Raw genomic sequence first — 12,596 nt, forward strand, 5'->3', positions numbered from 1 at the left:
CGAATGCACGAGCAGAACCGCCGTAGGTTTTAGCCAAAACGGTGGTGATTGCAGCAGTCAGGGTAGTTTTACCGTGGTCAACGTGGCCGATAGTACCAACGTTAACGTGCGGTTTTGTACGTTCAAATTTTTCTTTAGACACGGCTATATTCCTTACTCTTGTGCTCTCCCTTCATAGAGAGAGCACTGGATCATTGTTTTAAACCAGTGGCTTATTTGCCACGAGCTTCGATAATGGCTTTAGCAACGTTGCTAGGTGCTTCAGCATACTCCAGGAATTCCATGGAGTAAGAAGCACGGCCCTGAGTCTGAGAACGCAAGTCTGTTGCATAACCAAACATTTCAGACAACGGAACCTTAACGCGAACCGTTTTACCGGTAGCAGTATCTTCCATGCCTTCGATGATACCGCGACGACGGTTAAGGTCGCCCATTACGTCACCCATGTAATCTTCAGGGGTTTCGACTTCAACCTTCATGATTGGCTCAAGCAGAACTGGTTTAGCTCGTTTGAAGCCTTCTTTAAAGGCGATAGAACCGGCTAATTTAAAGGCCAATTCTGAGGAGTCGACGTCATGGTAAGAACCGTAATGCAGACGTACTTTAACGTCAACAACCGGATAACCTGCCAATGGACCTGATTTCAGCTGTTCCTGAATACCTTTATCAACCGCAGGGATAAACTCTTTAGGAATAGACCCACCAACGATTTCGTTGACAAATTCATAACCTGCGCCGCCAGATGGTAACGGAGACATGTCAATAACAACATGACCGTACTGACCACGACCACCGGACTGCTTGGCGTGTTTACCTTCAACGTCTTTAACCGTGTCACGAATCGTTTCACGGTAAGCAACCTGCGGCTTACCTACGTTCGCTTCAACGTTAAATTCACGACGCATACGGTCGACCAAGATGTCCAGGTGAAGTTCACCCATACCTGCGATGATAGTCTGACCAGATTCTTCATCAGTCCAAACGCGGAATGATGGATCTTCTTTTGCCAGACGACCCAGAGCCATGCCCATTTTTTCCTGGTCGGCTTTGGTTTTTGGTTCAACTGCTACGGAGATCACCGGCTCAGGGAACTCCATACGCTCCAGAATGATCACATTATTTGGATCACACAGAGTATCGCCGGTAGTTACGTCTTTCAGACCGATTGCCGCAGCGATGTCGCCGGCATGAACTTCTTTGATCTCTTCACGCTTGTTAGCGTGCATTTGGACGATGCGGCCCAGACGCTCGCGCTGTGAACGTACTGAGTTCAACACGGTGTCCCCGGAATTTACGATGCCCGAGTACACACGGAAGAAGGTCAGGTTACCCACGAATGGGTCAGTCGCAATTTTGAACGCCAGTGCAGAGAACGGCTCTTTGTCGTCAGAATGACGAATCGCCGGGGTATCTTTACCGTCATCCAGAATACCGTTGATAGATTCAACGTCAGTTGGCGCTGGCAGATACTCAATAACCGCATCCAACATTGCCTGTACGCCTTTGTTTTTAAACGCAGAGCCACAGGTAACCAGGATAACTTCGTTACGCAGAACTCGCGCACGAAGTGCAGTTTTGATCTCTTCCTCGGTCAGCTCATCGCCGCCCAAGTATTTATCCATCAGCTCTTCGGTCGCTTCTGCAGCAGATTCAACCAGGTTCTGACGCCATTCATCAGCCAACTCGACCATGTCCGCAGGAATCTCTTCGTATTCGAAGGTCACGCCTTGGTCAGTATCGTTCCAGTTGATGGCTTTCATTTTTACCAGGTCAACAACACCGGTAAATTTCTCTTCTGCGCCGATTGCCAGTTGCAATGGAACTGGATTCGCGCCCAGACGAGATTTAATCTGACCAACAACTTTCAGGAAGTTAGCACCCATGCGGTCCATTTTGTTAACGAACGCGATGCGTGGAACTTTATATTTATTAGCCTGACGCCATACGGTTTCAGACTGTGGCTGAACACCACCAACTGCACAGTAGACCATTACAGCACCATCAAGAACACGCATGGAGCGTTCAACTTCGATGGTGAAGTCAACGTGCCCCGGGGTGTCGATGATGTTGATGTGGTGTGGCTCAAATTGCTTAGCCATACCAGACCAGAAACAAGTAGTCGCCGCAGAAGTGATGGTAATACCACGTTCTTGCTCTTGTTCCATCCAGTCCATGGTGGCTGCGCCGTCATGGACTTCGCCGATTTTATGGTTTACACCGGTGTAGAACAAAATACGTTCGGTCGTCGTCGTTTTACCGGCGTCGATGTGCGCGCTGATACCAATGTTGCGATAGCGCTCAATGGGTGTTTTACGAGCCATTTGATTCCTCTATTACTAGGACGTTCAAGTTCGGTTAACCCAAGCGGGTTGGCTTCTTGAAGCGCCCGCTTGGTTAGCATAACTACTGCGAGGTGATTACCAGCGGTAGTGGGCGAACGCCTTGTTGGCTTCAGCCATACGGTGAACGTCTTCACGTTTCTTAACAGCAGTACCTTTGTTCTCTGCTGCATCAGAAAGTTCGTTCGCCAGGCGAAGAGCCATGGATTTATCACCGCGTTTACGAGCAGCTTCAACGATCCAACGCATTGCTAAAGCATTACGACGAACCGGACGTACTTCAACTGGAACCTGATAAGTTGAACCACCTACGCGGCGTGACTTAACTTCGACAGTCGGACGAACGTTGTCCAGAGCGACTTCGAAAGCTTCCAGGCTGTTTTTCCCGCTACGCTGAGCCAGGGTCTCAAGAGCAGAATAAACAATTGTTTCTGCAGTAGATTTTTTACCATCTACCATCAGAATGTTTACGAATTTAGCCAGCAGTTCGGATCCGAACTTAGGATCTGGCAGAATTTTACGTTGACCAATGACGCGACGACGTGGCATGGAAATACTCCGTTGTTAATTCAGGATTGTCCAAAACTCTAAGAGTTTATTTTGACATTAATGTGAAAATGTTTGGCCTTACTTAACGGAGAACCATTAAGACTTCGGCTTTTTAACGCCGTATTTAGAACGAGATTGCTTACGGTCTTTAACGCCTGAACAGTCCAGTGCGCCGCGGACGGTGTGATAACGCACACCTGGCAAGTCTTTTACACGACCGCCACGGATCAGGATCACGGAGTGTTCCTGCAGGTTATGACCTTCACCACCGATGTAGGAGGTAACTTCAAAACCGTTAGTCAAACGAACACGGCATACTTTACGCAATGCGGAGTTCGGTTTTTTAGGAGTGGTTGTATATACACGAGTACATACGCCACGTTTCTGCGGGCAGGCTTCCAGCGCTGGAACGTTGCTTTTAGCAACCTTCGTAGAGCGTGGTTTGCGTACCAGCTGATTAATTGTTGCCATTAAAAAGCTCCTGGATTTTGTTTCATAAACTACTTTGTAAACGGGTGATAAATCGCCCCGCAGTAAGCATGACCTAATACGGGGACGCAGAATTTTAGGGCTGACCTACGAGGGTGTCAAGAAATATACAGTATTAGCGATCATCGCCATGCAATATGCTGGGGATGTTTCTCAGTCAGCGCAACGAAACCAGTATAGTCGATCAAGGTCGCGCTGTGCAAAATTTGGCCAATCAATCCTCGCGCGGCCAGATCCTCACTCAGCACATAAACCGGTAGTCCCAACACAGCCAGGCATTTTCCAGCTTCACTATTTTTCGCAGCCGCCAGCACGCCATCCTGTACCAGTAGCAGGGCATCATCAGGTCCAACAAGACGAAGAAATGCTTTTAAATCACACGATTGTGGTGAATTTGCCAGAGTAAAGAGCATGTATTTTCCTGAATTAAAAGGTCATAACGACATCATATTCTGACAACTTTTCACGTAATTCAACTTCCGCCAGCGTCTGGGCACCCAGCACCCAATTACGCTCGTCGGCCAGCCCGCGCACTTTAAGTGATGCAGAACACACAAAGCATTGGTCGATGTCATACAAAGACAAAACACCGTACGTCGCAATGTAATTACGCGCTAAGATTTTATCTGGTTGTTGATTGGCTAATAGCTGAAACACGCCGTCAGCTACGAAGAATAATCCGATATCCTCAGTTAAAGCAGAGGTCGCCAGTAAAGCATCCAACCCTTCCCGACCTGATGACGTCCCGTGTGGCCCATGCGTAAAAATAAAAGCGACTTTCTTCATATTGGGTTCACACCTTGCGTTTAAAACTGCACCAGTCGGTCACAGGTCAGCGATGCTTCTGCCAGACTGCCGAGACCAGTAAGGGTAAATCCGGGCTGAAGATTCGCAAAATCGCTCCCCTGATTACCTGCTTCAGCGGTATCAATGATGCCACGGCGTAAAGCTGCGGCCACGCAAACATTCAGCGCTATTTGGTTATCCGCAGCTAAGCGCTGCCACGCACGTACCAGGTCAAACTCATCCGAGGCAGGCGTCGATAATTGATTGCCATTAAGCACGCCATCACGGTAGAAAAAGATGCTTACGAGCTGATGCCCACAGGAAAGTAGCGCCAAAGCAAATTGATAAGCTGCACTCGCCTGCTGCGTACCATAAGCAGGGCCAGTGACCAGCAAACAATAACGCAGTTTCAACGCTCGTTCCCCACTAGTTCACCGCTCTTAAACTGACGGATATAGAGATAGACCGTATGTTTCGAAATATTCAACCGGTCAGCAACCTGATTGATGGCGTCTTTAATATCAAAAATACCTTTCTCATAAAGATTCAAGACAACCTGGCGATTTTTAGCATTGTTGGACACATTACGGTCGGCATTCACCTCTTCAATGGTGAACTCCAACGTTTGTGCGACCAAATCATCCACCGATGATGCAAAGTTCACCGATGGCGCCACTTCCTGTGTTTCAGGCGGCATAAAAGTTTGAATAATTTGCGAGAAAGGCACATCAAGATTCATGTTAATACAAAGCAACCCGACCACCCGCTGTTCAGCATTGCGTATAGCAATGGTGACAGATTTCATCAACACGCCGCTTTTTGCGCGGGTGAAATAGGCCCGAGAGACGTTACTGTCAGCCCCGGTCATATCGTGCAGCATTCGCAGCGCCAGATCGGTGATCGGCGAGCCAATTTTCCGTCCGGTATGCTCACCATTAGCGATCCGAATAGCCGAACATTTCAGATCTTCCAAAGAATGCAGAACAATTTCGCAATGTTCACCAATCAACATAGCCAGGCCATCAACTACTGCCTCATAGGAGGTGAGTATGTCATGGTCGGTCTGATTGAAAGGACGTTGGTCCAGCAAATCCAGTTCGCCGGTTTCGCCAGATATAAGCGAATTAGACATCGAAGCTACCATCCTCTACATCGCATTTGCCTGAAAACAGCAATACGCATCAATCAATATCCCGGGTCCGTTACTGTAACAATTGCACAGACAGACACGCTTGGGATCACGTGGAATAGTGACGTTATGCCCGACGGGCAAATGCGTCAAGTGATCATCATAGAGTAGCTGCAGTAAAATGAGGGTCTACAAGCAATTAATTCATTAGGGAAAAAAAAACCGCCGCATTAAGCGACGGTTTTCATCACACCGCGCAAACTTATTTTGCTTTAGGTGCTGCAGCCGCGTCATCAGCAGGCTGTTCAGCTGTCTTTGGATCCGCTTTCGGTGCTGCTTTAACATCCAGCAACTCTACGTCAAAGACCAGCGTTGAGTTAGCAGGAATTCCCGGAACGCCGGTTTTGCCATAAGCCAGTTCTGGTGGAATCACCAGCTTGATTTTGCCGCCTTTCTTAACGTGTTTCAGGCCTTCGGTCCAGCCAGGAATAACACCGTCAAGACGGAAAGACAGTGGCTCGCCGCGGGTATAAGAGTTATCGAACTCCGTGCCGTCAGTCAGGGTGCCTTTATAATTCACTACCACGGTGTCGCTGTCTTTTGGCGTTGCACCTGTACCTGGTTTTTCAACCTGGTACAACAAACCTGACTCAGTCTTCTTCACGCCTTTGGTTTTGGCGAAATCAGAGCGGAATTTATCACCTTTGTCAGCGTTAGCTTTCGCATCCTGCTCCATTTTAGCCTGGGCAGAAGCTTTTACGCGGCCTTCGAACGTTTGCAGAGTTTTTTCGATTTCCTGATCGGACAGCTTGCTCTTGTTAGCAAAAGCATCCTGGACACCAGAGATCAGCTGGTCTTTGTCCAGTTTGATACCCAGTTTCTCTTGCTCTTTCAGAGAATTGTCCATGTAGCGGCCAAGTGAAGCACCCAGCGCGTAAGCAGCCTGCTCATCATCACTTTTAAACTTGGTGGTATCAGTCGCTGCCGGAGCGGCGGCGGCTGCAGCTGCTGGCGTTTCTGCGGCTTTCGCTGTGTCTGCGGCCATAACCTGCGTAGCATTCAGTGCCAGGGCCATAGTGGTCGCTAACAGTGTTACTTTAAACAGTGATTTCATCCATTTCTCCAAGACCTGAAGCTTATGACCTCAGGTAATAATTACGAAAATTCCTCGGTTACTATAACTGTCCCTGTTCAGACAAGACAATCTCTATACTAACCAATAGCGTCTTATTCCGACCTTTTTTGATCTAATTAGTTTCGGCCAAGCCATATATTACGATAAATCCTACACAGGGAAGGTCAGGCAATTCTCATTCATTGCAGGTAGAATCGCGTTCCTGACCGTCCTGTCAGCCGTACTTAGAGGGAAATGCTATGGACCAGAATACTCTTGAACATCGCCTGGAAATGCTGGAAAGCCGCCTGGCATTTCAAGAAGTGACGATTGATGAACTCAATATCATTGTCACTTCACATCAGTTAGAAATGAACCGACTGCACGACCACCTTCGTCTGCTGACTGACAAACTGCGCGCTTCGCAACCGTCGCAGATTGCTGATCAGTCCGAAGAGACACCTCCGCCACACTATTGATTATTCGTGTGGCTGTGCAGTAAAAACAAAAAAGGCATCCCGCAGGATGCCTTTTCTTCATGGCTGGCGATTAATGACAACCGCAGCCGCCGTTACCACCACAACCGCCTTTTTTCACTTCGTCATGGCCGTGATCGTGATCATGGCTGTGACCGTGGCCGCCGCAGCAACCGTCCCCATGTTCGTGATCGTGACCATGGTCGTGGCCGTGTTCGCCGTGAACGTGGCCATGAGCCAGCTCTTCTTCGGTGGCTTCACGGATAGCGACAACTTCCACGTGGAAGTTCAGATCCTGACCGGCCAGCATGTGGTTACCGTCAACCACTACGTGGTCGCCGTCAACTTCGGTGATTTCAACTGGAACCGGGCCCTGATCGGTATCAGCCAGGAAACGCATGCCAACTTCCAGCTCTTCAACACCCATGAACACGTCTTTAGGAACACGTTGCACCAAGTTTTCGTCGTAGTTGCCATAAGCGTCATTTGCGCCAACATTCACGTCAAATACGTCGCCAATAGCATGATTTTCCAGCGCAGTTTCCAGGCCGGAGATCAATGAACCATGGCCGTGCAGATAATCCAACGGTGCGCTCACCGGAGATTCATCAACCAATACACCGTCTTCTGTACGCACCTGATATGCCACGCTGACAACCAGATCTTTAGATACTTTCATGATAACTCCTACCGTTGGAAACTTAATTTATTGTCTGCGAACGCTTCGGGGAACGTACGCCACGTCGTTTCAGGTTAATTCAGTCACGACACGTTGCCCGTATCCTGAGAAAATAGAGCGGATACAAAAACGATGCCGAATAAATTTGGCGAAGAGTGTAGCGGAAATCCGCGCCTCTGTACCGAACAGCATAAAAAAACGCGGTCAATAACACTACTTCGGATCAAAAATACCGATAACTTGTTCGTCCGGGCGCAACGCCTTGCTGACCAGCTCATCCGTCTGGCGCTTGTGCAGGCCACACTTAATGCACTCGACCACTTCGACCTGATCTTCTGCCCATAAAGTCAGCGTATCCAGCGATTTACATTGTGGGCAAACTGCCCCGGCAATGAAACGCTTGCGGGTTTTAGCCATCACTTACTCTCCAGGAACGTTGCCTATTACGCCTGTTTCTATAGCTGGGGCGGCGGAAACGTTTTGCAAAAAAAAATTTACGGGTGCGAAAAAAAACGACTATTCGTCATCGTCCCAGCCATCAAGTTGACGGCGCTCGTTGTGCATTTCACTCTGGAAGATATCCTCCAGCTCACGACGCGCCTCTTTAACCCGCGAGATTTGCGCTACATCGCCGCGGTTCTGCGGTACCAGTTCGCGCAGCATCCGCATATCCAGACGGCGAAAGTGCTGCTGAGCACGATAGGCGCTGTGCGGATGCATCCCCAGCGTCACCAGAGTTTTCTTACCCAACTCCAATGCGCTGGAGAAGGTTTCACGCGAGAAATACGTCACGCCGGCCTGCAACAACTCATGGGCCTCAACACGGCCACGGGCGCGCGCCAAAATATTCAGGTGCGGGAAGTGTTGCTGGCAAAGATGCACGATCGCCATCGTGTCTTCCGGCTCATTACAGGTGACGACGATGGATTTGGCCTTCTCCGCCCCCGATGCCCTAAGCAACTCGAGCTCCGTGGCGTCACCGTAATAAACTTTGTAGCCATAAGTACGCATCAAACCCACCACGCTGATATCGCGCTCCAGCACGGTAATACGCTTTTTGTTAGCCATCAACAAGCGGCCAATCACCTGCCCGAAACGACCGAACCCGACAATAATCACCTGCGGGTCGTCATCCTGCACATAGTGCTTCTCGTCACTCTCTTCCTGATCGTTATAACGGCGCATCAACATTCTGTCCACCCACTGCATTAACAACGGCGTGGTCATCATTGATAGCGTCACCACCACCAGCAATAAGGAAAGTTGCGATGAGGAAATCACTTTTTGCGCCCCGGCGGCCGAAAATAGCACAAAGGCGAATTCACCGCCCTGGCTAAGCACGGCGGCAAACTGCAGCCGGACCGAAGTCCGAATACCAAACACCCGCGCCAGGGTATAGAGCACCGTGCCTTTTACCGCGACCAGAACAATAACGCCAGCCAGTACCAACAAAATGTGGGTATAAAGTACACCCAGATTGAGCGCCATACCGACGGAGATAAAGAACAGACCAAGCAGCAAACCTTTAAATGGCTCGATGGCAATTTCCAGTTCGTGCTGATACTCACTTTCGGCCAGCAACACGCCAGCGATGAAAGTTCCCAGCGCCATCGAGAAGCCAAGGGAATCCATAAACAGCGCCGCACCCAGTACTACCAAAAGTGCAGCGGCGGTGAACACTTCGCGGACGCCCGATGCCACAATCAGGCGGAAAATAGGCCGCAGCAAATAACGTCCACCCATTAACATCCCGGCAAAAGCCAGCACTTTCATGCCGATCATTGCCCAATTGTTGGTCCCTTCCGGGCCATTGGCCAGCAACGGGATCAGAGCTAGCGCAGGGATAACCGCGATGTCCTGAAACAGTAAAACTGCGAAACCCAATTGACCGCCCTCATTGCGAGTCATACTTTTATCGCGCATCAACTGTAACGCCATAGCGGTAGATGACATCGCCAAACCGATACCGCCAATCAGCGCCGCCTGCCATGAAAATTTAGTCAGGTAGAGCAAACCGCCAAGCACCACCGCGGTTAGCATCACCTGACCGGCACCGACGCCAAAAATCTGCCGCCGCAGCTCCCATAATTTACCGGGATTCAACTCAAGCCCAATGATAAACATCAGGAACACTACGCCCAGTTCGGAAAAGTGTAATATTTCGTCGACATCACGTATAAAGCCCAGCCCCCAAGGGCCGATGGCAATTCCGGCGATCAGATAACCGAGGACCGCGCCAATCCCCAGACGCTGGGCAATGGGTACGGCGACAACAGCGGCAAACAGAAACAGCAGAATAGCTGCGGGTAAATTGGAGCCGTCCATTAGGCGATCCCTCCCTGCGGCAGCGGAGATTTCAACCATTCACCATAAGCTTCGGCGTGGCTGTATAATACGCCCGGCTTCTGGCGGCGTGCCCAGTAAATGATAATCGGCGTCATCCAGTGCATATGGCACATCGCCGATGTCAGCTCAAACGGGCGCATAATGTCAGACATCGGGTAGCGGTTGTATCCGCCCGCCTTATAGGCCCCTTCTGGCTCACCGGTAGTGACCACTGAACGCCAGTATTTGCCGCGCAGTTCATTACCATCGGTCCCGCTGGCGAACCCACGCGCAAGTACGCGATCCATCCACTCTTTCAGCAGTGCCGGACAACTGTAAGTATAAAGAGGATGCTGGAAGACGATGACTTTGTGTTCACGCAACAGCTGTTGTTCGCGGTGGATATCAATAAAAAAATCGGGATAGTGAGCGTACAAATCGTGCACCGTGACATGTTCTAATTTTTGCGCTTGTTGTAATAAGACACGGTTGGCAACCGAATCGGGCGATTCCGGGTGAGCATACAGCAGCAAAACCTTCGGTGGCTGCGACATCAATACCTCCAAAGCGTCGTCAGGGTGCGGTTTTTCCGTTACCATGCTTCGCAAAGACTAAAAATAGGACGCAATACGTCCTGTTTAATACTGTGACAATTTCGGTTCAAATAAGCGGTGCAGAAACCGCATAAATCATCTCGAATTTAGATGACAATTTAACATACTCTCAACACGGCGCTTTATGATTGTTTTCTCCTCATTACAAATCCGACGCGGTACCAACGTTCTGCTGGACAACGCGTCAGCGACGATTAACCCAGGCCAGAAAGTCGGCCTGGTCGGCAAAAACGGCTGTGGTAAATCCACGCTAATATCACTGCTGAAAAACGAAATGAGTGCCGATGCCGGCAACCTGACGTTTCCGAATAACTGGGCTTTAGCTTGGGTCAATCAGGAAACGCCTGCGCTAGACATGCCTGCCATTGAATATGTTATCGATGGCGACCGGGAATTTCGTCAGTTGGAGTCCGAATTACAGTCCGCCAACGATCGTGACGATGGGCATGCCATCGCGCTCGTTCACGGCAAGCTTGATGCCATTCAGGCCTGGACCATTCCGGCTCGCGCTGCCAGCCTACTTAGCGGCCTCGGCTTCACCCAGAACCAGTTGCAGCAACCAGTAAAATCCTTCTCCGGCGGCTGGCGCATGCGCCTTAACCTGGCTCAGGCATTGATTTGCCGCTCTGATTTACTCCTGCTGGATGAACCGACCAACCACCTTGATTTGGATGCAGTTATCTGGCTGGAGAAGTGGCTGAAAAGCTACACCGGCACCTTGGTGCTTATCTCCCATGACCGTGACTTCCTTGACCCGATTATCGATAAAATCCTGCATATCGAACAGCAGACGCTGAACGAGTACACCGGAAATTATTCGTCGTTTGAACGCCAGCGTGCGACCAAGCTGTCGCAACAACAATCACTGTTTGAAAGCCAGCAAGAAAAAGTGGCACATCTGCAAAGTTATATCGATCGTTTTCGCGCGCAAGCAACCAAAGCCAAACAGGCGCAGAGCCGAATAAAAACGCTCGAACGTATGGAATTGATTGCTCCGGCACACGTCGACAATCCTTTTCAATTTAGCTTCCGCTCGCCGGAAAGCTTGCCCGACCCGCTGCTGCGAATGGAAAAAGTCAGCGCCGGTTATGGTGACAACACCATTCTCGACTCGATCAAGCTCAATCTGGTGCCAGGATCGCGTATTGGTTTGCTGGGCCGTAACGGTGCGGGTAAATCTACGCTGATCAAATTGCTGGCGGGGACTATGCCGCCGCTCAAGGGTGACATCGGCTTGGCGAAAGGCGTCAAACTGGGTTACTTCGCTCAGCATCAGCTCGAGTTCCTGCGGGCAGAAGACTCACCGCTGCAGCATCTGGTACGTCTGGCAAGTAAAGAGACCGAACAGCAACTGCGTGACTACCTTGGCGGTTTCGGCTTCCACGGCGACAAAGTCACCGACCCAACCGAACGCTTCTCCGGCGGTGAAAAAGCCCGTCTGGTGCTGGCGCTGATCGTTTGGCAGCGCCCTAACCTGCTGCTGCTCGATGAACCGACCAACCATCTCGATCTCGATATGCGCCAGGCACTGACCGAAGCGCTGATCGACTTCGAGGGTGCCATGGTTGTCGTCTCGCATGACCGCCACTTACTGCGATCCACCACCGATGACCTGTATCTGGTTCACGGCGGTAAAGTGGAGCAATTCGACGGCGATTTGGAGGATTACCAGCAATGGCTGGTGGATATTCAGCGTCAGGAAAGTCAGCAGGAAGCGCCGTTAAAGGACGGCATAAACAGTGCCCAGTCGCGTAAAGATCAGAAACGCCGCGAGGCCGATTTTCGCAATCAAACCCAGCCCCTGCGTAAGCAGATCACCACGCTGGAATCCAGGATGGAGAAGCTGACCAAAGAGCTGACCGCCATTGAAGCAAAGCTGGCCGACTCTGCCCTTTACGACATCAGCCGCAAAGCCGAACTGACTGAATGCCTGCAACAGCAGATTAAGGTCAGAGGCGCACTCGACGACACCGAAATGACGTGGCTCGACGCCCAGGAACAGCTGGAAGAGTTAGCGAAAACGTTTGATGTAGAGAGTTGATGTTTTTTAAATCGATGTTCTGAAGGAGCCGCATAAGGCTCCTTTTTTATCTGAA

At 50.3% G+C, this 12,596-nt stretch carries 15 protein-coding genes; 2 read left to right on the top strand and 13 right to left on the bottom strand.

Features of this window, described 5'->3' with window-relative positions:
* From ACMV8I_RS15645 to fkpA, 9 genes are all read right to left on the bottom strand, one after another.
* The coding region (locus ACMV8I_RS15645) for a GTP-binding protein (RefSeq protein WP_074437493.1) at window positions 1-142 on the bottom strand (142 nt) is incomplete at its 3' end.
* 70 nt (window positions 143-212) lie between these two features.
* Window positions 213-2,321 carry an elongation factor G gene (gene fusA, locus ACMV8I_RS15650; RefSeq protein ID WP_498866137.1) on the bottom strand — a complete coding sequence of 703 codons (2,109 nt, stop codon included), beginning with the start codon at window positions 2,319-2,321 and terminating at the stop codon, window positions 213-215.
* 96 nt (window positions 2,322-2,417) lie between these two features.
* On the bottom strand, window positions 2,418-2,888 hold the full coding sequence (gene rpsG / locus ACMV8I_RS15655) for a 30S ribosomal protein S7 (RefSeq protein ID WP_460526340.1): 471 nt from the start codon (window positions 2,886-2,888) through the stop codon (window positions 2,418-2,420).
* 96 nt (window positions 2,889-2,984) lie between these two features.
* Window positions 2,985-3,359 carry a 30S ribosomal protein S12 gene (gene rpsL, locus ACMV8I_RS15660; protein WP_013573668.1) on the bottom strand — a complete coding sequence of 125 codons (375 nt, stop codon included), beginning with the start codon at window positions 3,357-3,359 and terminating at the stop codon, window positions 2,985-2,987.
* Between the two features lie 140 nt (window positions 3,360-3,499).
* Window positions 3,500-3,790 (bottom strand): sulfurtransferase complex subunit TusB, encoded by a 291-nt coding sequence (gene tusB / locus ACMV8I_RS15665; RefSeq protein ID WP_498866138.1) that lies wholly within the window; start codon window positions 3,788-3,790, stop codon window positions 3,500-3,502.
* Between the two features lie 13 nt (window positions 3,791-3,803).
* Window positions 3,804-4,163, bottom strand: coding sequence for a sulfurtransferase complex subunit TusC (gene tusC, locus ACMV8I_RS15670; RefSeq protein WP_498866139.1), 360 nt, complete (start codon window positions 4,161-4,163; stop codon window positions 3,804-3,806).
* Between the two features lie 20 nt (window positions 4,164-4,183).
* On the bottom strand, window positions 4,184-4,576 hold the full coding sequence (gene tusD, locus ACMV8I_RS15675; RefSeq protein ID WP_498866140.1) for a sulfurtransferase complex subunit TusD: 393 nt from the start codon (window positions 4,574-4,576) through the stop codon (window positions 4,184-4,186).
* Entirely contained in the window at window positions 4,573-5,295 is a 723-nt protein-coding gene (locus ACMV8I_RS15680) for a helix-turn-helix transcriptional regulator (RefSeq protein WP_498866141.1), read from the bottom strand. Before ACMV8I_RS15680 ends, tusD begins: the two co-directional genes overlap by 4 nt.
* A gap of 259 nt (window positions 5,296-5,554) precedes the next feature.
* Window positions 5,555-6,406 (bottom strand): FKBP-type peptidyl-prolyl cis-trans isomerase, encoded by an 852-nt coding sequence (gene fkpA, locus ACMV8I_RS15685; protein ID WP_498866142.1) that lies wholly within the window; start codon window positions 6,404-6,406, stop codon window positions 5,555-5,557.
* A 260-nt stretch (window positions 6,407-6,666) separates the two neighbouring features.
* Here fkpA and ACMV8I_RS15690 point away from each other — a divergent pair, with 260 nt between their 5' ends.
* The gene (locus ACMV8I_RS15690; protein ID WP_498866143.1) at window positions 6,667-6,885 is read left to right on the top strand and encodes a protein SlyX; all 219 of its coding nucleotides are present in this window, start codon (window positions 6,667-6,669) and stop codon (window positions 6,883-6,885) included.
* 70 nt (window positions 6,886-6,955) lie between these two features.
* Here the strand turns inward: ACMV8I_RS15690 and slyD are convergent, their stop codons facing one another.
* The 4 genes from slyD to kefG form a co-directional block, all read right to left on the bottom strand.
* The gene (gene slyD, locus ACMV8I_RS15695; RefSeq protein WP_498866144.1) at window positions 6,956-7,561 is read right to left on the bottom strand and encodes a peptidylprolyl isomerase; all 606 of its coding nucleotides are present in this window, start codon (window positions 7,559-7,561) and stop codon (window positions 6,956-6,958) included.
* Between the two features lie 213 nt (window positions 7,562-7,774).
* A complete protein-coding gene (locus ACMV8I_RS15700; protein WP_498866145.1) occupies window positions 7,775-7,978 on the bottom strand; it encodes a YheV family putative zinc ribbon protein in 204 nt (67 codons plus the stop codon).
* A gap of 99 nt (window positions 7,979-8,077) precedes the next feature.
* Entirely contained in the window at window positions 8,078-9,886 is a 1,809-nt protein-coding gene (kefB, locus tag ACMV8I_RS15705; protein WP_498866146.1) for a glutathione-regulated potassium-efflux system protein KefB, read from the bottom strand.
* Window positions 9,886-10,440 (bottom strand): glutathione-regulated potassium-efflux system ancillary protein KefG, encoded by a 555-nt coding sequence (kefG, locus tag ACMV8I_RS15710; protein ID WP_498866147.1) that lies wholly within the window; start codon window positions 10,438-10,440, stop codon window positions 9,886-9,888. Before kefG ends, kefB begins: the two co-directional genes overlap by 1 nt.
* A 184-nt stretch (window positions 10,441-10,624) precedes the next feature.
* Between kefG and ACMV8I_RS15715 the strand changes: the two genes are divergently transcribed.
* Window positions 10,625-12,541, top strand: coding sequence for an ABC transporter ATP-binding protein (locus ACMV8I_RS15715; protein ID WP_498866148.1), 1,917 nt, complete (start codon window positions 10,625-10,627; stop codon window positions 12,539-12,541).
* Window positions 12,542-12,596: the final 55 nt, after the last annotated feature.

This window comes from Ewingella sp. S1.OA.A_B6, assembly GCF_049889095.1.
GTDB lineage: Bacteria > Pseudomonadota > Gammaproteobacteria > Enterobacterales > Enterobacteriaceae > Ewingella.